This window comes from Dactylosporangium sp. NPDC048998, assembly GCF_043197855.1.
Classification (GTDB): domain Bacteria; phylum Actinomycetota; class Actinomycetes; order Mycobacteriales; family Micromonosporaceae; genus Dactylosporangium.
This window is the reverse complement of record NZ_JBICTV010000024.1, coordinates 1-20,514: the sequence shown is the minus strand read 5'-3', so window position 1 is coordinate 20,514 and position 20,514 is coordinate 1. Positions and strand designations below refer to the sequence as shown.

General features: G+C 70.6%; 19 protein-coding genes, 2 tRNA genes and 2 pseudogenes. 10 read left to right on the top strand and 13 right to left on the bottom strand.

Features of this window, described 5'->3' with window-relative positions; all coding sequences use genetic code 11:
- Positions 1–214 precede the first annotated feature (214 nt).
- Positions 215–445, top strand: coding sequence for a DUF3073 domain-containing protein (locus ACGFI8_RS35420; RefSeq protein ID WP_392811304.1), 231 nt, complete (start codon positions 215–217; stop codon positions 443–445).
- 226 nt (positions 446–671) lie between these two features.
- Here the strand turns inward: ACGFI8_RS35420 and amcA are convergent, their stop codons facing one another.
- The 5 genes and pseudogenes from amcA to ACGFI8_RS35395 form a co-directional block, all read right to left on the bottom strand.
- Complete coding sequence (amcA, locus tag ACGFI8_RS35415) at positions 672–809, bottom strand: multiple cyclophane-containing RiPP AmcA (protein WP_392811456.1); 138 nt, start codon at positions 807–809, stop codon at positions 672–674.
- Positions 810–842: 33 nt separating this feature from the next.
- Positions 843–1,944, bottom strand: a pseudogene (gene amcB, locus ACGFI8_RS35410) (cyclophane-forming radical SAM peptide maturase AmcB); the annotation flags it as partial.
- Between the two features lie 208 nt (positions 1,945–2,152).
- Positions 2,153–3,307 (bottom strand): phosphoribosylformylglycinamidine cyclo-ligase, encoded by a 1,155-nt coding sequence (gene purM, locus ACGFI8_RS35405; protein ID WP_392811302.1) that lies wholly within the window; start codon positions 3,305–3,307, stop codon positions 2,153–2,155.
- A gap of 55 nt (positions 3,308–3,362) precedes the next feature.
- Positions 3,363–4,928, bottom strand: coding sequence for an amidophosphoribosyltransferase (purF, locus tag ACGFI8_RS35400; RefSeq protein ID WP_392811301.1), 1,566 nt, complete (start codon positions 4,926–4,928; stop codon positions 3,363–3,365).
- Between the two features lie 220 nt (positions 4,929–5,148).
- The gene (locus tag ACGFI8_RS35395) at positions 5,149–5,502 is read right to left on the bottom strand and encodes a sterol carrier family protein (protein WP_392811300.1); all 354 of its coding nucleotides are present in this window, start codon (positions 5,500–5,502) and stop codon (positions 5,149–5,151) included.
- Between the two features lie 316 nt (positions 5,503–5,818).
- On the opposite strand from ACGFI8_RS35395, the gene ACGFI8_RS35390 reads away from it, so the two are divergent.
- Positions 5,819–7,873, top strand: coding sequence for a carboxypeptidase-like regulatory domain-containing protein (locus ACGFI8_RS35390; protein WP_392811298.1), 2,055 nt, complete (start codon positions 5,819–5,821; stop codon positions 7,871–7,873).
- 69 nt (positions 7,874–7,942) lie between these two features.
- Here the strand turns inward: ACGFI8_RS35390 and ACGFI8_RS35385 are convergent, their stop codons facing one another.
- The 4 genes from ACGFI8_RS35385 to ACGFI8_RS35370 all read right to left on the bottom strand — a co-directional run bounded on the left by ACGFI8_RS35385 (position 7,943) and on the right by ACGFI8_RS35370 (position 10,625).
- Positions 7,943–8,467, bottom strand: a complete 525-nt coding sequence (locus tag ACGFI8_RS35385; RefSeq protein WP_392811296.1) for an NUDIX domain-containing protein — start codon at positions 8,465–8,467, stop codon at positions 7,943–7,945.
- 266 nt (positions 8,468–8,733) lie between these two features.
- A complete protein-coding gene (locus tag ACGFI8_RS35380; protein ID WP_392811294.1) occupies positions 8,734–9,657 on the bottom strand; it encodes an anti-sigma factor RsbA family regulatory protein in 924 nt (307 codons plus the stop codon).
- Entirely contained in the window at positions 9,654–9,776 is a 123-nt protein-coding gene (locus ACGFI8_RS35375) for a hypothetical protein (protein WP_392811292.1), read from the bottom strand. Before ACGFI8_RS35375 ends, ACGFI8_RS35380 begins: the two co-directional genes overlap by 4 nt.
- A 66-nt stretch (positions 9,777–9,842) precedes the next feature.
- A complete protein-coding gene (locus tag ACGFI8_RS35370) occupies positions 9,843–10,625 on the bottom strand; it encodes a hypothetical protein (RefSeq protein WP_392811290.1) in 783 nt (260 codons plus the stop codon).
- Between the two features lie 357 nt (positions 10,626–10,982).
- Between ACGFI8_RS35370 and ACGFI8_RS35365 the strand changes: the two are divergent.
- Positions 10,983–11,969 (top strand): annotated as a pseudogene (locus ACGFI8_RS35365) (multiprotein-bridging factor 1 family protein); the annotation flags it as partial.
- Between the two features lie 107 nt (positions 11,970–12,076).
- Positions 12,077–12,790 (top strand): HAD family hydrolase, encoded by a 714-nt coding sequence (locus tag ACGFI8_RS35360; protein WP_392811288.1) that lies wholly within the window; start codon positions 12,077–12,079, stop codon positions 12,788–12,790.
- On the opposite strand, the gene ACGFI8_RS35355 is transcribed toward ACGFI8_RS35360, so the two are convergent.
- Entirely contained in the window at positions 12,710–13,324 is a 615-nt protein-coding gene (locus tag ACGFI8_RS35355) for a peptide deformylase (protein WP_392811286.1), read from the bottom strand. The two genes, ACGFI8_RS35360 and ACGFI8_RS35355, sit on opposite strands and share 81 nt — an antisense overlap.
- 572 nt (positions 13,325–13,896) lie before the next feature.
- Here ACGFI8_RS35355 and ACGFI8_RS35350 point away from each other — a divergent pair.
- On the top strand, positions 13,897–15,009 hold the full coding sequence (locus ACGFI8_RS35350; protein WP_392811285.1) for a globin domain-containing protein: 1,113 nt from the start codon (positions 13,897–13,899) through the stop codon (positions 15,007–15,009).
- A gap of 62 nt (positions 15,010–15,071) precedes the next feature.
- Complete coding sequence (locus tag ACGFI8_RS35345; RefSeq protein WP_392811283.1) at positions 15,072–15,818, top strand: CPBP family intramembrane glutamic endopeptidase; 747 nt, start codon at positions 15,072–15,074, stop codon at positions 15,816–15,818.
- Between the two features lie 234 nt (positions 15,819–16,052).
- On the opposite strand, the gene ACGFI8_RS35340 is transcribed toward ACGFI8_RS35345, so the two are convergent.
- Complete coding sequence (locus ACGFI8_RS35340) at positions 16,053–16,310, bottom strand: hypothetical protein (protein WP_392811282.1); 258 nt, start codon at positions 16,308–16,310, stop codon at positions 16,053–16,055.
- A gap of 134 nt (positions 16,311–16,444) precedes the next feature.
- Here ACGFI8_RS35340 and ACGFI8_RS35335 point away from each other — a divergent pair, with 134 nt between their 5' ends.
- Positions 16,445–16,708: a hypothetical protein gene (locus tag ACGFI8_RS35335; RefSeq protein ID WP_392811280.1), complete on the top strand. Its 264-nt coding sequence runs from the start codon at positions 16,445–16,447 to the stop codon at positions 16,706–16,708.
- Positions 16,709–16,775: 67 nt separating this feature from the next.
- Here the strand turns inward: ACGFI8_RS35335 and ACGFI8_RS35330 are convergent, their stop codons facing one another.
- Positions 16,776–17,918, bottom strand: a complete 1,143-nt coding sequence (locus ACGFI8_RS35330; protein WP_392811278.1) for a mannosyltransferase family protein — start codon at positions 17,916–17,918, stop codon at positions 16,776–16,778.
- A 412-nt stretch (positions 17,919–18,330) separates the two neighbouring features.
- On the bottom strand, positions 18,331–19,500 hold the full coding sequence (locus ACGFI8_RS35325) for an EcsC family protein (protein ID WP_392811276.1): 1,170 nt from the start codon (positions 19,498–19,500) through the stop codon (positions 18,331–18,333).
- Positions 19,501–19,890: 390 nt separating this feature from the next.
- On the opposite strand from ACGFI8_RS35325, the gene ACGFI8_RS35320 reads away from it, so the two are divergent.
- The 3 genes from ACGFI8_RS35320 (at position 19,891) to ACGFI8_RS35310 (ending at position 20,303) form a co-directional block, all read left to right on the top strand.
- Positions 19,891–19,981 (top strand) — tRNA-Ser (locus ACGFI8_RS35320).
- Between the two features lie 36 nt (positions 19,982–20,017).
- Positions 20,018–20,090, top strand: a tRNA-Arg gene (locus ACGFI8_RS35315).
- A gap of 81 nt (positions 20,091–20,171) precedes the next feature.
- Positions 20,172–20,303: a hypothetical protein gene (locus tag ACGFI8_RS35310; RefSeq protein WP_392811275.1), complete on the top strand. Its 132-nt coding sequence runs from the start codon at positions 20,172–20,174 to the stop codon at positions 20,301–20,303.
- Positions 20,304–20,514 lie beyond the last annotated feature (211 nt).

Sequence of the window (20,514 nt, the reverse complement as noted above, 5' to 3'; positions counted from 1 at the left end):
CACGGGGGCGCAGAGCGGGCGTGACGACCCCGACCTAGACGTGGTGCTTACCCGACCGGTCCGGTCGGGTAAGCAACGCCACCGAAATGGTCGGTAGGGGCGAGATGCCGAAAGGTGCCCGCGACATGTACCGTAAGAGCCACGAGAGATGCCTGACGTTGTCGGGGCCTGCCGGTAATGGCTGCCCCGTAATTCTGTGCGAGGGGGTCGAGCCATGGGGCGCGGCCGTGCGAAGGCCAAGCAGACTAGGGTGGCCAGGGAGTTGAAATATCACTCCCCCAACACCGACCTCGAAGCGTTGCAACGCGAGCTCGCGACGGGAAGCCCTAAGTCACGCGACGACTACGCCGAGTATGGTGGCGAAGTCGATGATGAGGCTGACGACGAGGACGACGACTACGACGACCCCTCTAGCGACAGTGATTGGCGCTCACGGGGTCGTTGACCATCGGTCAACCCGGCTCACGGGCACGTGGACAACCACGTGCCCGAGTCGTGTTCACAGCACCCGCATGGTGGCCGTTCTCTCGACGGACCGCCATGCGGGTGTCTCGGCGTAGGCATCGCCCCGGAGTGATTCCCACTCGCCCCGGGGCGCTAGGCCCGGCCCGGCTCGGTCGGCTTCATGCGGACCGAACCGGACAGGCCGGCCGCTACGACGCGAACAACCCTCAACGGGGACGGTTGTTCCAGTTGTAGAACGTCGGGATGTTCTCGAAGTGGTTCCAGGCGCAGACGGCGCTCGTGCCGTCCTGTCCGCTCGCCTCTGCGCGGGCGGCCCGTGCCGCGGCAGCCTCGTCGAGCAACACGCGAAGACCGTCCGCGGCCTCGTTGACGCGCTCGGTGACCGGGTCAGCATGCTCCGGCATGGTCCAGCACTCCCTCCAGAAGGCGAATCTTGCTGTTCCGGCAGTGGTTCGTCTCGGTGCCGTCGAACCTGCCGTGCTCGAAGTAGCGGTTGGCCGCGTGTGCGCCACCGCAGAACCCGAAGTACGGGCAGCTCGTGCGGCACGCCTCGACGCCCCGCAGGTACTCCGGCACCCATCCCGCCGAGGTGGCCGCGCCAGCCAGGATCGTCGAGAGCGGGGTGTCCAGGACGTTGCCGGAGGAGAAGTCGCCGTAACGCGCGTCGGTGAACCCGGCGAGCTCCGGCGAGAGCAGGAAGACCCGCCCGTCCGCGGCGATCGTCGGGATCGGGTCGAGCGCGCCCGGGAGGATGCCGTCGGCCGTGCCGGCGAGCACCGCCCCGGCGTACCGCAGCGTCCACTCGATCTCGCGCACATGGATGCGTGGGTCGAGCCGCCACGCGGCCACCAGTTCCGCCCAGAACGTCCGCACGGCGTCGTCGGCGAAGTCGTTGACGCGCGCGTTGACGCCCTCCTGCTCCTCGATGTTGACCCCGAGGACGTCGCAGCCGAGGCCGAGGAAGTACTCGTAGAGTTGCGCCGCCAGCCCCGGCCTGGGCTGGGCAACCACGCAGAGCGCCGAAAACGGCACGCCATGTCGCTGCAGCGCTTCGATGCCGCGCAGGATTGTTCGGTACGCCGGAGCGCCCGCCCGGTTCACCCGCTCCCCGTTGAGGGCCTCCGGCCCGTCGACGCTCACGCTGACCCGCATGCCGCGCTCGGCGAAGAACTCGCACCACGCGTCGTCGATCAGGGTCGCGTTGGTCTGCACGTGGTGCTCGACGCCCTCGAATGGCGCCATGAGCTCGGCGAGGGCGTCCCGCCCCGCGGCCAGCGGCTCGCCGCCGTGCCAGACGACCGAGAAGCGCTCGTCGGCCGCCGCCCACGGGTTGACCGAAGCGGCCACGGCCGCGGCCACGGCGGGGCTCATGCGATCGTTGCGCGACCGGAAGGGGAGGTAGCAGTATGTGCAGTCCAGATTGCACAACGTCGTGGGCTGCAGCACGACATAGCTCGGGATCGGCGAGATGCCCCGCATGCCGCTCCACGACACCGCCCCGTCCTCCTTTTGGGTGTAGGGACGTGTCGCTTCAGCCTAGGTCCATCCCTGCGTCGCGGTAAGTCCCAGTTGATCGAATATGCGAGAGATTTCTCCACCCCCGCGTATTCCGACACCTGTCCTTCAAGAACGCACACAGGGGCGGCGCCGGTTGTCCCGGCGACCGCCCCGATTTCGCTCGCTTCGCTCAGCCGCGAGTGTGCGATCCGACCATCTGCACCGTGCCGGTGCCCTCGATGACCTCGCCAACCTGCCAGGCGTCCAAGCCGCGGCCGGCCAGGAAGGCCAGCGTGCGGTCGGCGTCCTCGGGGGCGACCACGGTCATCATGCCGATGCCCATGTTGAAGGTGCTCTCCATCTCCGAGTCCTCGATGCGCCCCTTGGTGCGCACCAGCTCGAAGATCGGCTGCGGCCGCCAGGTCGAGCGGTCCACGACCGCGTCGAGGTGATCGGGCAGCACCCGGACCAGGTTGCCGGGGATGCCGCCGCCCGTGACGTGCGCGTACGCGTGGATGTCGCTCTCCTTGATCAGGTCAAGGCAGTCCTTGGCGTAGATCCGGGTCGGGGTGAGCAGTTCCTCGCCGAGGGTGCGCTGGCGGCCGAACTCGTCGATGACGCTGTCCAGCCGCATCCGGCCGGCGCCGAGCAGCACGTGCCGGACCAGCGAGTAGCCGTTGGAGTGCAGGCCGGTGGAGCGCAGCGCGATGACGGCGTCGCCGACCTCGACCCGGTCGCGGCCGAGGATCGCGTCCTCCTCCACGACGCCGACGCCGGTGCCGGAGATGTCGTACTCGTCGGGGCGCATCACGCCCGGGTGCTCGGCGGTCTCGCCGCCCAGCAGCGCGCAGCCGGCGTAGCGGCAGCCGTCGGCGATGCCGGCGCCGATCTCGGCGACCCGGTCGGGCACGACCTCGCCGCAGGCGATGTAGTCGAGCAGGAAGAGCGGCTCGGCGCCGCAGGCGACCAGGTCGTCGACGACCATGGCGACCAGGTCGATGCCGACCGTGTCGTGGATGCCCATGGCCTGGGCGATGGCCAGCTTCGTGCCGACGCCGTCGGTCGAGGAGGCGAGGATCGGGCTCTTGTACTTCTTCAGGTCGAGCCGGAACAGCCCGGCGAACCCGCCGATGTCGCCCATGACCTCGGGCCGGTGGGTCCGGTGCACCTTGGTGCGCAGCAGCTCGACGGCCTGCTCGCCGGCGTGGATCGACACACCCGCGTCCGCATAGGTCACGGTCTTGCGGCGGCCCCGGCCGTTGCCGGCCGTCCACAGCTGCCGCTCGGGGGTGCTGCCCTGGCCGGTCTCACCGGCCCTGTCGGCGCGCTCATCCACGTGCGTCACTTTCTCCCCTTTGATTGCCTTTGCGGCGGCACCGCGGTCTGTCTCGGGTGGGCGGTCACGGTCGCAGCAGTGCGCCGGAGCCGCCCAAGCTGGCGGCGACGCTGACCGCGCCACCGTCCGTCGTGGTCGGCGCGGCCCCCGCGGCGCGCGCGACACCTTCCAGGACGTGCTTGCCGATCACGTTGTCGGCCGGTAGCTCGATCGGGTACTGCCCGTCGAAGCACGCGCTGCACAGCCGCGACGCGGGCTGTTCGGTCGCCGCGACCAGCCCGGTCAGCGACACGTATCCGAGCGAGTCCGCGCCGATCGAGCGGCGGATGCCCTCCAGGTCGAGCCCGTTGGCCACCAGCTCCGCGCGGGTGGCGAAGTCGATGCCATAAAAGCACGGCCACTTGACCGGTGGTGAGGAGATTCGCACGTGTACCTCGATCGCGCCCGCCTCGCGCAGCATGCGCACGATCGCGCGCTGGGTGTTGCCCCGCACGATGGAGTCGTCGACGACGATGAGCCGCTTGCCCCGCACGTTGTCGCGCAGCGGGTTGAGCTTGAGCCGGATGCCCAGCTGCCGGATCGTCTGGGACGGCTGGATGAAGGTGCGCCCGACGTAGGCGTTCTTGATCAGGCCGTGGCCGAACGGGATGCCGGACTCGGTCGCGTAGCCGATCGCGGCCGGCGTGCCGGACTCCGGCACCGGGATGACCAGGTCGCCGTCGACCGGGTGCTCCCGGGCCAGCGTGCGCCCGATCGCGACGCGGGCCGCGTGCACGTTGCGCCCCGAGATCGTGGTGTCGGGGCGGGCCAGGTAGACGTACTCGAACAGGCAGCCCTTCGGGTCGGGCGTGCCGAACCGGCTGGAGCGCAGCCCGTGCTCGTCGATCGCGATGAGCTCGCCGGGCTCGATCTCGCGGACCACGCTCGCGCCGACGATGTCCAGCGCCGCGGTCTCGCTCGCCACGACCCAGCCGTGCTCGAGGCGCCCCAGCACCAGCGGGCGCACGCCGTTGACGTCGCGCGCCGCGTAAAGGCTGTCCTCGTCCATGAAGACGAAGCTGAACGCGCCCCGCAGGGTGGGCAGCACCTCCAGCGCGGCGGCCTCGACGGACAGGTCGGGGCGCGCGGCGAGCAGGGCCGTCACCAGGGCGGTGTCGTTGGTGGAGTTGATCGCGTCGGGCTCGATGTCGGGCAGCTCCGCGACCCGGCGGGCCAGCTCGGCGGTGTTGACCAGGTTGCCGTTGTGCGCCAGCGCGATCGTGGTGCCGGCCCGGTCGTCGCCGCCGCGCGTGGAGCGCAGCGTCGGCTGCGCGTTCTCCCAGGTCGAGCCGCCGGTGGTGGAATACCGCGCGTGGCCGATCGCGATGTGGCCGCGCAGGCTCGCCAGGGTCGGCTCGTCGAAGACCTGCGACACCAGGCCGAGATCCTTGTAGACCACGACGCCGGATCCGTCGGACACCGCGATGCCGGCCGCCTCCTGCCCACGGTGCTGCAGTGCATACAGCCCGTAGTAGGTCATCTTCGCGACCTCTTCGCCCGGCGCCCAGACGCCGAACACTCCGCACTTGTCCTGTGGACCTGGACGCTGGGGGTCGAGCTCGTGGCTCAACCGGCCATCGCCTCGGGGCACGTGCCGCTCCTGTCGTCGCAGTTGCCGGTTGGCTGTTTGAGATGGCTGCAAGATGGCTTCGAGGTGGACGCGGGCCGCATGGCTGGTTGCGGGCCGGCTGCTGGTCGACGCCACACGCTGGGTCGCCTTTGCGGGAAACAGTGTACGCGAGGTTTCGGGCATGACGCAGAGCCACATTCCGTGCGCCGTTGGTGAGCAGTCTGCCCGACGATTTGTGGAGTTACAAGGGTAGATAGGCCGATAAATCGGCCCGAACTCCACTCGCGCTGATCTTCCCGGCGCTGACGGCTTCGTGCCACGATTTCCGACCCGTGGCGATCTCGATCCACGTGGTCGGGTCGGTCTCCACGACGTTGGGTGGCGTACCTCTCGTGTGCCTCGGCCCTTCGACGCACTGAATCGCGCCGTACGGGGGAACGCGCACCTCCACCGAACGTCCGGGCGCGCGTGTCCGCAGGTCGGCGAGGAGTTCCCGGACGGCGTCGCGCAGGGCGGGACGGCCGGGCTCGACCCCTTCTTCGAGGGCATCAAGGACGCTTTGCACCGTGCCGGAATATCGGTGCGCAGTGGACATACCGGGACGATACGACCGCCTCCGGGGCGGTCGCAACACAACGCGGCTTTCGCCGACCCCTCCGGACAGGGCATAGTTTGCGGCGGCGCACCATGCAAGGCGAGGCTCGCTCGCATGTTGGACCATAGACGGACGTGCTCGGCAGCGACGCTCGGGTGAAAGTCAAGATCCGGAGGGGTGTGACGTGACTGCGCACCGACAAACCCTGCTGCTCAGGGCGGGGGCGGTGGCTGTTCTGGCGGCGGGCGCTCTGGTCGGCATAGCAACACCGGCATTCGCCGCGGACCCCAACGTTGTGGTGAGCAGCGCCCCGGATGTGACACTGACCGTAGGCGGCGGAACGCAGACCGTCAACGTTCAGGTGAAGAACAGCGGCGACGCCCCCGCGGTGAGCGCCAAGCTGACCATCGACATCCCCGGCGACCTGCAGCTATCCATCGCCAGCAAGCCCGGCGGCTGCGACGGCAGCGGGACGCACCTCAGCTGCACCATCGACCTGCTCGCCGCCGGCGCGACGAAGAACCTGCCGGTCGGCATCGCGCCACCGGCGCAGAGCTCGATCCCCGCCGGGCAGACCAAGCAGGGCTCCGGCCAGGTGATCATCACCGACGGCGGCTCCGACACCAAGTCGTTCAACGCCACCCTCAAGGCCCAGGCGGCGCCCCCCACAACGGCGAGCGCGGCGGCGACTGTGACCGAGGTCTCCGGGACGATCACGGACTCGGCCACCGGTAAAGGGATCAAGGGCGCGACCGTCATTCTGACGGACGGCGCCGGCCGGAGCCGGCAGGTCACCACCAGCGACACCGGCGCGTTCCGGTTCACCGGCACCGATGCCAGCCCGATCGCGCCCGGGACGTTGACGATCCAGGCCGGCGCGACCGGCTACGACAACTTCACCAAAGAGGTCACCGGCACCGCCGGCAAGCCCGCGACTGTGAGGCTCGGGCTGCCCGCACTCGCCGAGTCGCAGTCGCCGCCAGCGCCGCTGAGCGCCGGCGACCTGGCGAGCGACGAGTCCAGCGGCGGCGTGGTCACGCAGAACAACTCGACCACCAACGCCTCCAACAACGGCAGCGGCGGCGGGGTCTCCTGGATCCTCATCGCGCTCGGCGTGCTCCTGGTGGGCTTCGGCATCGTGGCCATCGTGCTGCTGCTGCGTCGGCGCGGTGACGACGACGATGACGAGGGCGACGAGGACATCGGGCCGCGCCGCGGCGGGCCCGCGCAGCGCCCCGGCTACCGCGCACCGCAGGCCGACCCGACGATGGTCGGCGCCATGGGGCCGGCCCCGACGATGATCAACCGCTCCGGCGCCAACGACGCGACCGCGATCGTGCGCCCAGGGCGCGTGTTCGACGACGTCCCGCCCGACCCGTACGGTGCGCCCCCGCCCGGCGCCGGCGGCTACCCGTCGGCGGGCGGCTACAACGACCGGGCGGGCTTCGCCAGCGGCGGCTACGGCGGCTCGGGCGGCCCAGCGGCCCAGGGCGGCGGTGGCGGCTACGGCCCGTCGTCGCGCCCGCCGGTCGACCCCTACTCGCCCGACTACGCCGGCGGCGGTGGCGGCTACGAGGCGACCCAGCGATACGAGCCGGGCGCCGGCGGCAACAACAACTTCGGCGGTGGCGGCTACGGCGCCAACGGCTACGACGGCCCCTCGGCCGGCGGCGGCTACAACGGCGGCGGTCCCCAGGGTGGCGGCTACGACCAGCGGGGTGGCTACGACGGCCCGTCCGCGGGCGGCGGCTACGGCCCCTCCTCCGGCGGTCCGGGCGGCTACGGCGGCGGGAACGGCTACGACGGCCCCTCGGCGGGCGGCGGCTACGGCCCGTCTTCCGGCGGCGGTGGCTACGGCGCCAACGGCTACGACGGCCCGTCGGCCGGCGGCGGCCCCCAGGGTGGCGGCTACGACCAGCGCGGTGGCTACGAGAACCCGTCCGCGGGCGGCGGCTACGGCCCCGGCGGCCCGTCGGCCGGCGGCTACGGCCCGTCCTCGGGCGGCCCGGGCGGCTACGGCGACAACGACTACGGCCCCAGCGCCGGCAACGGCTATGGCCCGCCCTCCGGCGGTCCGGGCGGCGCGGGCGGCTACGGCGGCGGGGACGGCCCCTATGGCGGCGGGGATGGCCCCTACGCCGGCCGCGGCGGCTACGAGCCGCGCGGCGGCTACGAGCCGGCCGCCGGATACGAGCGCGACGGCTACGAGCGCGGTCCGGAGCCCCCGCGGGCCGGCAACGGTTACAGCGGCGGTGGCGAGTACGACCAGCGCGGCGGTTACGGCCCGAGCGCCGGCGGCGGTGGCGGGGACTACGACGACGCCCGCCAGCGGGGCAACAACCGCCGGTCGCTGGACTGGCTGGACGACTGACCGGACGGGTCTGCGAACGAAGCGGGAGGGGCGGCCGGGTGGCCGCCCCTCCCTCGTTTCGGCCGTCGGTCACGCGGGGCTGAGTAAGTGCCCGAACTCGGCGTGCAGGGTCGCCCCGCTCGAGACGGCCGTCAATGCCAGCTCGAGCCGGCGGTACACCGAGGGCCGGAGGTCGGGCCCGGCGTCGGCGAGCGTCGCCCAGCGAAACCCGGTCAGCTCGTCGCCGGCCGGGTGGATCGCCACGGAGGGATCGAGCACGCCGCCGTCGAAGACGAACTGCACCTGATCGCTCCACGGGCCCCGGCCCGGCGTCCAGTCGACCACCAGGAGGCGGCCGACGGCGAGGTCGAGGCCGAGCTCCTCGCCGACCTCCCGGGCACAGGCCGCCGACGGGGGCTCGCCCGTCTCGACGATCCCGCCGGGGATGTCCAGGAACGGCTTGTAGTTCGGCACCACGAAGAGGACGCGCCCGCCAGGGTCGCGGATCAGGGCGCCGCTCGCCACCGTCTTGTGCGCCATCCGTCTGGCCACGCCGGCATGGAACTCCCGCTCCGGCTCGCCGTCGAGTTCGAAGTCCGCGCTGAAATCGCTCATCGCACCCGATCCAACTACTCAGGCGGGCGGTTCGTCCATCCAATGGGGTACGCCGGTCCGTTCGCGGAACCCGACAGGTCCGCTGATGGCGTCCGTATCTTGCGCGATGCCAAGGTGCATTGAGGCGAGAGAAATGGGTGATGCGGATACGGAGATGCGCCTCGTGTCCTGGGGGTGGTCACGAGCGGAAAAGGCGGGCGACACGGTCCGCGCGGGGTCTCGTCGCCCGCCTTTTCACGGCTCATGACGTACCGAATCGGGGGCTTTTAAAGAACCCTCCGCATGTGCAGCCGGACGGTGGTGCCCGACTCGCCGGTCCGCATTTCGAGCAGGTCGCAGATCTGTCGCGCTATCCACAGCCCGTGGCCGTGGCCGGCGTGCGGGTCGGCGCGCAGGAATCCGAGGAAATTGTCCGTGGCGTGTCCGGAGTCGGTGATTTCGCAGACCACCCGGCGGCCGGTCGCCCAGATCCGCACCTCGCCGTGGCCGGCGCCGTGCCGCACGGCGTTCGTGGCGATCTCGTTGACCGCGAGCGTGAAGTCGTCGAGCCGATCGGCCGGCACCCCGAGGCGGATCGCGTGGACGGCGACGAACTGCCGTACCGGCCCCATGTCCACGAAGTGGGGCAGCCGCTCCACGCCCTGCGCCGGGCGCGGCAGCAGCGGGGCGTTGCGCTCGGCGTAGTAGTGGACCGGGTCGGCGTACGCGGCGCTGACCTCGCTCCGCGTGCCGACGGTGAGCGCCGGATGGGTGCGCCGGGCGTCGTCGACGATCGCGGTGGGCAGCGTGCGGCTGTCGTACCCGCACATGAGCCAGGCCCGCGCGCCGGCGAGCGCGACGTTCATCACCGACTCGTACCGGCCCCACTCCGACGTCTCGAGCGGGTCGAGCCCGGCCCAGACCGGCTCGCCGAGCACCCGCAGGATGCCGGTCGTGCCCGGCAGCTCGTCGATGCGCCGGTGGTGCGCGTTGAGCGTCCGGCCGGGGGAGTCGAACCAGCCCGACGCCGGCAGGAACGTGATCCGCTCGGCCACGCCGTCGAGGTGCTCGCGCAGCAGCTCCTCGTGCTCCGCGGAGGTGACGGCGAGCACGGTGTCGCCGCGGCGCACCCCCTCGGTCACGAACGGGACCGCCGCCGCGAGGAACACGGACGGCGAGTCGAACAGCAGGGCCTGGTGGATCAGCGTCACGGCGACTCGTCCGAGGGCTCGAGCGCACCGTCGATGCCGCGCGGGCCGAGCCACGCTTCGACGCCCAGGCGGATGCGCCCGGGGTGCGTGGTGGAGATCGCGTCACCGATGTGCTTCAACCCACGTGCTGTACCCAGGGCGTGCGGTCCGTGAAACACCGCTCGGACAAGCCAGGACGCTCCGCGTCAGTGCGAGCGGATGCAGCAGCTGGTGCAGACCTTCGGCGTCGGCAGCGTGAAGGCCAGGCAGCAGGTCCGCCGCTGGATGTCGAGGCCGCCGCCCGGGCGCGGGCTCAGGTCCACCAGGTCGTCCGCGTCGAGCGCCCTCAGCAGCCGGTCGGCGATGTCCATCGTCGGGCCGGGGAGGGAGTCGGCGGCGCGCGACAGGCCGTACGCCACGCCCGAGGCGACCGAGCCCCACAGTGTCCGCCGGCCGATGCGGGCCCGCTTGCGGAACTCCTCCAGCAGCGGGTCGAGGTGCGCGTCGACCAGCGACCGGCGCAGCACGCCCAGCAGCTCCGCCTCGTCCTCGACGATGAGCAGGCCGGGGGCGTCCGTCGCCACGATCGGGTCGGTGGCCACCACCGCCGTCACCGGGGCGCGCAGCGCGAGGGTGAGGAACGGCTGGCGGTCGGTGTACCGCACCAGCACGTGATCCGGCGTCATCAGCGGCACCCGCCGGGACGCGGCGAAGCCCAGCACCGCCGGGAGGGTCAGCCAGTACGAGTAGCACTTCCAGGCCAGCGCCGCCGCGGCGTGCGGCTGGGCGCTCCAGCGGCGCGCCGCCGTGTCGAGCAGGTCGGTGACGTCGAGCTCGGCGGCCGGCCGCCACTGCGGCCCGCCCGGGCCGACCAGGCCGGGCACCAGCCCCTGGAGTGAATCTTCACCGTGCCTGGTCCGCAGCGCGCCGAGCGTCGCGACCACCGGTGCGAGCGGCTCGACGCCCTCGCGGCTGATGAGCGCGGTCACGTTGGGTCGCCGATGCGGGCCGGGGGCACGACGAGGCGGCACCGCGTCGCGGTGCGCGTCCTGTGCGTGCGGTTGGTGCTCACCACCGTTGCGTACCCCCAGATGTGCATGCCAAGCGCCCACGATACAGCTATTAGGTAAGGCTAACCACCCTACCGTTGCCGGGCATCGCGATCTTGCCGTCGTGACGTTGTGTCACGTACTGGAGGCGGGTGGTGACCGAAGCACGTTGATCAATGCCGATGAGGCGGTGTTGTCAACCACTTTGTCAGGAATCTGTCCGGCCGACCTGGTCGACAGCCGGACTCGTGGACACTAATCGGACAGGGGCCGTCTCCCTGTAGGGCTGGACCGGACATGACCACGAGCGACCCTTCTCCCGTGCAGCGGGCGTCGGAGACGTTCGTTGCGGAGTTCGCGCGGTGGCGCGTGGAGCGCGGCATGTCCAAGAAGCAGCTCGCCGCCGCGATGGGCTTCGACGCCTCGTATGTCAGCCACGTCGAGGCCGGCCGGCACCGCCCGACCGAGGACTTCGCGCGCCGCGCCGAGGCGATCCTGCAGAGCGGCGGCGCGGTCTGGCAGCGCTACAAGGAGTACGACGAGCTGCGGGCCACGGCGCGCAGCCGGGTCGGCGTGCCCGGGCGTGACCCGCCGGTGCCGGATCAGTGGCTGCCGCCCGGAACGGGGCTCGTAGTCGAGCGGGAGACCGCCCGGCTCTCCTACGTCGACGGCAAGTACCGGTGCACGGTCCGCCGTGCGCTGTACAACGCCGGCACGGAGCCGATCACGCGGTACCTCGTCCGGATCTCGGTCGACCGCTACCCGGACGACCCGGCGCGCTCCAACCGCCACCACCACGACCACCCGCTGTCGCTCGACGAGCTGTCGCTGGTGGCCTCGTGCGCCGGCGAGCCGATGGAGTGGCGGGCCAAGACCGACCGCGACACGCTCAAGGAGCTGTGGCTGCTCTTCGAGAACGCGCAGGGCCGCTTCCCGCTGTACCCAGGGCAGCGGACCACCATCGCGTACTCCTGGCACATCGGCATCGACAAGTGGGGCAACTGGTTCGAGCGGGCGATCCGCCTGCCGACCCGCCACCTCACCGTCGAGGTCGAGTTCCCGGCCCGGATGCGCCCGGTGGTCTGGGGCGTGCAGACGTCGCTGTCGGCCGAGGAGGTACCGCTGCGCACCCCGATCACGCAGGAGCTGTCGGAGGACGGGCGCGCGGTCTTCTCCTGGCACACCGAGGCGGCGACGCTGCACGACTACTACCGGCTGGAGTGGCGCTTCCGCGGCAGCCGGCCGGAGGGTGCGGTGGAGGAGCCGGAGGACTGGGCCGACCCGCCGTACGGGTCGCCCGGCGCGCACGACGTGGGCCACCAACTGTCCGCGTGAGGACCGCAACCGAGGCGGTCCGAGGCATGTCACTGGCCGTCGCTACGATGGCCCGCGTGGCGGTTGCGGTCCTGTTCGACCTCGACGGCACGCTCATCGACAGCGAGCCGATCTGGGGCGCGGCGAACACCGGCCTGGTGCGATCCCGCCGCGCCGAGGTCACCGATGAGCTGCTGCGCAGCCTGAGTGGGCTGGACGCGACGCTCGCGATGCGCCACATCCACCGGCAGCTGGGCTGGTCCGGCTACGACGTCCTGGACGACGTGGCCTTCGTGCAGCGGCAGGTCCGCGAGGCGTACGCGCGCGGCGTGCACTGGCTGCCCGGCGCCCGCGAGCTGCTGGCCGAGGCGCGCGCCGCCGGCCTGCACACCGCGCTGGTCACCTCGACGTACCGCGAGCTCGTGCAGTACGTGCTCGCGGAGGCCGGCCCGGGCGCGTTCGACGCGGTGATCTGCGGCGACGACGGGCACCGCCCGAAGCCGGATCCGGCGCCCTACCTCGCCGCCGCCGACGCCCTGGGCCTGCGCCCCGCCGACTGCGTGGCCGTGGAGGATTCGGCGCTCGGCGTGGCGAGCGCGCACGCGGCCGGCTGCGCGGTGCTCAACGTGGCGCCGGTGGTGCGCTCCGATCTCGCGCACGCCTGGGCGCCGTCGCTGGAGCGGGTGGGCGTGGGGCAGATCCGCCGCGCGCTACGCCAGCGAAACCGCCGGGGTGCCGGGCTCGACGTGATCGACGCACAGCACGCCGCTGAGGTGGTCCACCTCGTGTAGCACGTCACGGGCCAGCCGGCCGCGGTCGAAGGTGGCGATCGCCCCGTCGCCGGCCGGGGTGCGGTAGCTGATCACCGCGGTGCGCGGCCGGCGCAGCACGCAGCGGAAGTCGAAGAAGCTCAGGCAGCCCTCGGTCGTCTCCTCCCAGTCCAGCGTGCTGGCCGGGCCGACCTCGACGACCTGCGGGTTGATGAGCACGAGCTGCGGCGCCCCCGCGGCCCGGAAGATCGCGATCGAGCGCGGCTCGCCGATCTGCGGCGCCGCCAGCCCCATCGCGCCGGTGGTGAAGTCGTGCACCCGCTCGACCGCGTCGGCGATCGCCGTGAGCCGGTCCAGGATGCGCAGGACCTCGTCGCGCTCGTCCGGCAGCACGAACGGGCGAGTGGCCGTCGTGAGAACCGGGTCGCCCAGCTGCACGATCCCGAGCGCCGCCATCACCTCGCTCGGCCGGCGGGCGCCGAAACCCTGATTCGGCGCGGTCTTGCGGTCCGTCGTCCGGTCCATCTTTCGGTCGCTGGCCACGTCACTGGTCATCGCTGCTCCTCAGGGGCGGGTTGCCGAATCGCCACGTGAAAGGGCGCGAGCCAGGCGTGCAAAAAGCCGCGGCCTGGCGGGACCGCGGCGCGAAGAATCGTACGGTGCGAAGAAACGGAAATGCGACGGCCCGGCTCACAGCCATCCACCCAGTGTGAGCGGCGGTGAGCCGGGTGTGAACCCCTTTAGGCCTCGTTGAACGTGAATGAATGTGTGCGATTCTTTTCGGCTTAGAGCGCGTTTAGTGCGCGGCGGTCAGCCCAGTTCGCCGGCGGCCGACAGGTTATGCCTCCCGCAGTCGTGCTCGTCGTCCGGCTCGGGGTGCACCTCCGGATGCTGCGAACGCCTGCCACTCACGGTCGTATCACGGTGGCGGGGGGTAGCCGCACAACCTGTGCGCCGCCCGCCGTCAGGCGGGGCGTCCGGCGGACTGTCCAGGCCCCGGCGCCGGCGCGGCACGTGGAATATCGGCCCCGGACACGCCTCGTCGCACATCCAGTGCGATGCGTGGTCATCGCAGGTGGTGACGCTGATTCGCAGACGGCACCTACGTTTGACCGCGAAGGGCACCGATGAGCAATCTGTCGCGATTACTGAAGGAGAGTTGGACCCTCGTCGAGGAACAGCAGGACAAGCTCGCCAGCTACTTCTACGCGCGCATGTTCCTCGACAACCCCCAGCTGCGGGACCTGTTTCCGGTGCAGATGGATGTCCAGCGCTCCCGGCTGCTGGGCGCCATCGTCACGGCCGTGCAGACGGTCGACGACCCGGACAGGTTCGGGGAGTACCTTCAGTCGCTCGGCCGGGACCACCGCAAGTTCCACGTGCAAGCGGAGCACTACGACGCCGTCGGCGCCGCGCTGTTGGAGGCCCTGCGCACGCAGGCCGGCGACCAGTGGACGCTCGAGTTCGACCAGGCCTGGCGGGACGCCTACGCCGTCATCGCGGCCAAGATGATCGAGGGTGCCGACGCCGACTCCCGCAACCCGCCCTACTGGCACGCCGAGGTCCTCCACCACGAGCGGCGCAGCCGCGACATCGCCGTGCTCACCTGCCGGCCGATGCAGCCGCTGGAGTATCAGGCCGGCCAGTACGTCAGCGTCGAGACCAGGTACCAGCCGCGGCTGTGGCGCGCCTACTCCGTCGCGAACGCGCCCCGCAAGGACGGCTCGCTCGACTTCCACGTCCGCGCGCTGGGCGCCGGCTGGGTCTCCTCCGCTCTGGTACGCCGCGTCGGGCCGGGCGACACGATCCGCCTGGGCGCCCCGATGGGCCAGATGACGCTGGACCGCCGCTCGACGCGCGACATCGTCTGCGTCGCGGGCGGCACCGGCCTCGCCCCGATCAAGGCGCTCATCGAGGAGATGACCCGCGCCAACCGCACCCGCTGGGTGCACGTCTTCTTCGGCGCCCGCGACCGCGACGACCTCTACGACCTCGCCTGCCTCAACCGCCTGGCGGCCGGCTACCCGTGGCTGTCGGTGGTGGCGGCCACGAGCGACGACCCGGACTTCCCCGGCGAGCATGGCAACATCTCCGACATCGTGACCCGCTACGGACCGTGGCACAACCACGACTTCTTCGTGTCGGGCTCGCCGACGATGGTCCGCGCGACCCTGCGCTCCCTCGCCGAGATGCAGGTCCCGGCGATCCGGATCAAGTACGACGCCTTCGGTGACTGCTGAGCGCGGGCGGGCCGTCGAATGTGCGGTGACGGCCCGCCCGCGTTCGGAAGTACGCTGGCGCGGTGATCGACAGGCGGGCCGTGCGGGCCGAGGTGCTGCTCGTGCTCGGCGTGTCGCTGGGCAGCTCGGCGATATACGCGATCCTCAACATCGTCAACCGGCTCACGTACGTCAAACCGCTGTCCGAGCAGACCGCCACGCTCAACCCGACCGTCGTGGCGGATCGCCCGTGGCTTGACCTGCTGTACCAGATCGCCGGGATCGGGCTCGGGGTGGTGCCGGCGATCCTCGCCGTACACCTGCTGCGCCGTGCCCACGAGTCGCTGGACATCGGCCTCGACGCCGCCCGGCCCGTCTCCGACCTGGGTCGCGGCGCGGCGCTGGCGGCGCTGATCGGCCTGCCCGGGCTCGGCCTGGTCTGGGCGGCGCGGCAGCTCGGCATCAGCGCCCAGATCGTGCCCGAGGCCCTCGGCACGCACTGGTGGTCGGTGCCGGTGCTGATCCTCTCGGCCGTCGAGAACGGCGTGCTCGAGGAGATCGTCATGGTCGGCTACCTGCTGACCCGGCTGCGCGACCTGGGCTGGGGCGCGCGGCCGGCGATCGTCGCCAGCGCCGCCATCCGCGGCTCGTACCATCTCTACCAGGGCTTCGGCGGCTTCATCGGCAACTTCGTGATGGGGCTGGTCTTCGGCTACTTCTTCCGGCGCACCGGGCGGGTCATGCCGCTCGTCGTCGCGCACTCGATCCTCGACATCGTCTCGTTCGTCGGATATGCGCTGCTCAAGGATCATCTTGGATTCCTGAGTTAGGACAAATCCGGATAATTACCCTGACGATGTGCGTCGCATCCTCCTCGCCGTCACCCTCGCCCTGACCGGCACCTTCGCCGTACCGCCGCCGGCTCTTGCGAAGGCCGACACGGCGCTCTACATCGTGCAGCTCGCCGCGCGCCCCGCCCTGCGGACCGAGAGCGCCCGGGCGGCCATTCGGGCAAACCGGGATGTCGTACTGCGAACAGCCGGCGTCTCGCGGACCGTCCGCGACTACGAGACGGTCTTCAACGGCTTCGCCGCGGCGCTGACCCCGGGCAGCGCGAGCGCGTCGCGCGCACGCCCGGCGTCCTGCGGATCTGGAAGAACGAGCGGCGCACCGTCGACACCATCTCCACGCCGTCGTTCCTCGGCCTGGCCGGCGCCAACGGCGGATGGCCGACGCAGTTCGGCGACCCGGCCCGCGCCGGCGAGGGAATGATCATCGCCGACATCGACACCGCCTTCTGCCATCTTCTCGTTCGAGTTCACGCTGCCGCCCGCGACCAAGCTCGCTCGGCTCTCGACCTTCGACGCCGACCACGCCCCCGGTACCGATCTCGACCTGTACGTCTACCGAGGAGGTGCCGCTCACGGGCGGTTCCGGGACCTATCAGGTGTACGTCGTGCAGTCCTCGCTGCCGCAGTCGCTCACCGAGCAGGTCGTGAAGGCGCACCTGTTCCTGGTCGGCAGCCCGCCGACCGGCAACCTCACGGTGACCCCGAAACTCCGCCCGGTCTCGCCCGGCCAGCCGAGGAGCTTCGACGTGACCTGGCAGGGCCTGGACCCGGCGAAGCGCTACCTCGGCATGATCGAGTTCGGCAACGGCGCGGCGGCGCGCGCCTGGACGACGGTGGTGGTCGGGGGCCGCGGCCCTTGTTGTGGATAAGTCCCTTGTTGCGGATAAGTCCGGACACTCCGTGTCCGGACTTATCCGAAATTTCAGTTCTTTGTGTTCAGGCTACGAACTGGATCTTCAGGAGGATCGGCGCGAGCATCAACGCCTGGGCCATCAGGGCGATGAACAGATATATCCGCTCGAAGCTGCGGCTCGCCCCCATCATGCCGAGCACGGCGAACAGTGGGAACCACTCCAGCGCGATCCGCGGGGCCGACATCAGATAGTGCGGCCAGCCCGCCATGGTGCAGCTGAAGAGGAAGATCGGCACGGCGGTGTAGACCAGCAGGTAGTACTGGTCGCGGCGGAACTTGAACGGGCCCCGGAATGCCAGGATCAGCAGGCCGACCGCGCCCAGCATCGTGACGAGCTCGAACAGACCCAGCAGGCGCCAGTTCTCGAGGAACGGCGACCCGTTCATGATTTTGATGGTCTTCCAGATCGGCTCGCCCGGCCAGCCGTACCTGCGCTGCCACCCCTCCTGTGCGTGGCTGAACGCGAGCCAGTCGTTCAGCTTGATCTTGCAGAAGATCGAGAACGCGATCACGCCGCTCGGGATGAACAGGAAGCTGACCGCGTTCCAGCGGATCTTGCGGAAGCTCCAGCCGCGCTGCCGCATGTACTCGTACACCAGCGGCGCCGCGAGCAGCACGCCGAAGAGCCGCGTCGAGCCGGCCAGGGCGGCCGCCGCGCTCGCGATCCAGAAGTGGCCCTTGCGTGCGGCGTACAGCGAGATGATCGCCAGCGTGATGTACAGCGACTCGTTGTAGGCCGCGAACAGGAAGAATCCGGTGGGGAAGGCGGCCAGGTAGAAGACCGTGCGGCTGGCGATCTTCTCGCCGAACTCCTCGTCGACGAGGCGGTGCAGCATCACCAGTGCGACGAACGCGAAGAAGATGCTGATGGCCATCGCCGCGACCAGCCCGTGCCCGGGCAGGATCAGATCCGTGATCTTGATGAGGAAGGGATACAGGGGGTAGAACGCGGGGGCGTACTCGCTGAAGAGATAGCCGTCCTGGGCGATCCGGACGTAGTAGATCGTGTCGAACCGGTTCCAGGTGCCGATCAGTTCCGTGAAGTGCGGCAGCGTCCGCTGGGGTTCAGCGATGCGCCAGACGTACATGCTCGCCATGAAGTACGCGAGCCCCGCCGCGACCCAGATGACCGCCGCGACGCGCGCCGACCGGATCCACGGCCTCATCCATGGCCGTAACCATGATCGCTTTTTAGGTGCTGTGATCGTTCTGTTGGATGTCGATGTCTTGACGGCTTTGTCCGGCGATTTGACTGTCGTGTCCGTCGTTGTGGCGGGCTGCTGACCGACCGTTCCGGTCACCGCTACCCGTCCCTCGTCGAATGCGTCGACGTCGATGTGGTCCGCGTCAACGGTGCGTGATTCGATTGCGTCAGGGGAGAGCGACACAGGCGGACACTATACATAAGCCCAGTTCACATCGCTGTCCTCCAGGTTGCACCTCGTTGTAATCATCCGAGTCCTAGACGTTGCCATTTCGTTTCCGGGTGCTATACAGGCCCTGTATTTCGCCCCGGACATGGTTACGCTCCTCACTCCCTGTGCACCCAGTTCTACCCCGGGTCCACAAAGCGGGGTTTCAGCGTCGGATGTTGCGGTAAAACCGCATCGCGCGCGCCGCGAGTTGTTCGGTGCTGCGCTCGGCCGTGACATATCCCACGATCGCCCCGGCACCCGGGACGACCCGCCGCACGAGCCGGGCCGTCGCCGCCCGCACGATCCCGGCGCCGACCACCCGGGCCAGCGGCGCTGTCATGCGCGAGGCGCGAGCCCGCCGGTCCGCCCGCCGGGCGCCGTCCATTTCGGCCGCGCGCACCGCCGCCTCAGCGGTCTCGACCGTGCCGTGGACGCGCTGCAGGACCAGCAGTTCGGCCGCCCGCCGCCGGTCTTCGGGGTCATGGCCGTATGCGGCGGCCAGGTGCAGCACCAGCTTCGCCTGCAGCCAGCCGAGGCCGGCCGCCTCGACGATGAGCCCCGCCGACCCCGCGAGGCCGGCCGCGAAGCCCTGCCGGCGCGCCCGCCGGACGAACTCCCGGGCAATGGCCCGCGACACGGCGTCGCCGTCCGCGCCCGGATAGGTGACCCGGTACCACTCGACGCGCCGCCGCGCCTCGCCCCCGAACCGCTCGACGGCCGCGAGCGCGAGCATCTCCGGAAGGAACGCCGGATTGATGGTGCCCGGATTGAACCTGATATCGCTGACCTCGGGTGACGCATCCGGTTTGTCTGTTTGTGCCCTGGGTGAATCATCGGGCGATTCGCCACCCACGGACGGCGCGACGATCGGCTCCGGCTCGGGCTCGGTGGCCGCCACGACTCCTTCGGATTCCGGCGGAGTGGCGTTCGTCACTGCGACCGGCTTCGCTGCGGTCGCCTTCTTCGCGGCGCCGGCCTTCTTGGCGGCGGCCTTCGCCGTGCTGGCAGCGTCCGTCGCGGCCTTCTTTATCGGACTCGCCTTCTTCGCCGGGGTCGTCTTCTTGACCGGGGCCGCCTTCTTCGCGTTCTTTGCGGGGGCGGCCATGACCGGCGGCGCCTCGTCGGGTTCCGGCCGCTGCTCCGGCACCTCCGCGGGCTGCCTCGCCTGCCCCGCGGGCCGTGTCGGCCGTTCTGCGGGTGTCTGCTCCGCGGGTTGTTTCGGCGGCTTCGCGGGTTGTGTCGCCTGCTCTGCCGGTTGTTTCGGCAGCTCCGCGGGCCGTGTCGGTCGCTCCGTCGGCTGCGTCGAACGCTCCGGGGGCTGCCCGTCGCGCAACGGGGTGGACGCCACCGTGGGCTGGGCCGGCGCGAACGGGGTGGTCGGCGCGGGCGTCGGCGGGCGGGGCGGCCCCTGCGGCGCGTCGTCGGCCGGCGCGTCCTGCGGGGGCGGCTCGAACCGCAGCGCCGTGTCGCCGAGCGCCTTGGCCCGGGTGGGGCGAGCCTTTGGCGGTACCGCTTCCGGGTTTGTGGATTTTGTCGGTTTCCGACGCCCCGGCGGAGTCGCGTCCTCTCCCATTGCACGAGCGTAATGGCCAACGGCCCTGAGCACCCGTGCTGCGCGGGGCCGGTCCCGCACCCCGCGGCGCGCCCGGGCGCATACCCGCTTTGCTGGTCGGCGCGGGGTGCCTGTATCCTCGGACGGCGGTCCCCGGTGACGGGGGCTGCTGGAGGCTTCGCCTAGTTCGGTCTATGGCGCCGCACTGCTAATGCGGTTTGGGTCTTAAAGCCCATCCCGGGTTCGAATCCCGGAGCCTCCGCGCAAAACCTGGTGTGTACACTAGGCCGAGCACCGAGCGCCCGTAGCTCAACGGATAGAGCATCTGACTACGGATCAGAAGGTTAGGGGTTCGAGTCCCTTCGGGCGCGCAGCACGATCAAGGCCGTGACCAGCCGAAATGCCGGTCACGGCCTTGATCGCTTCTAGTCCCCGGGACTGATCTTCCCAATGTGCGGACCGGCGGCTGGGCCACCTTCCCGTCCGTGCACGTGCCGGTGACGCTGCCAGCGGGAGGCCGACCGCTGACCGTGTTCTGCGAGACCGGCGGCTTCAACCTCGACCACCTCCGGCTCACCGTGTAGCCGACGTCGAAGGCGCGGCCCGTCATTGGGGAGACGGGCCGCGCGTCTTCGGGGGCGGTGCTGGTCGCGGTCGACGGGCTGGGCCGATGCACGCAGGAGCAGTTGCTTACCGGCGCCGGTTCGAACTGAATGTCCCGGAGTTCGTCGCGGTGGGTCTGCTGGCTCTGCAACGTCGATCTCGCAGCCGTGGTGGCCGTAGCCCGACTGCGAG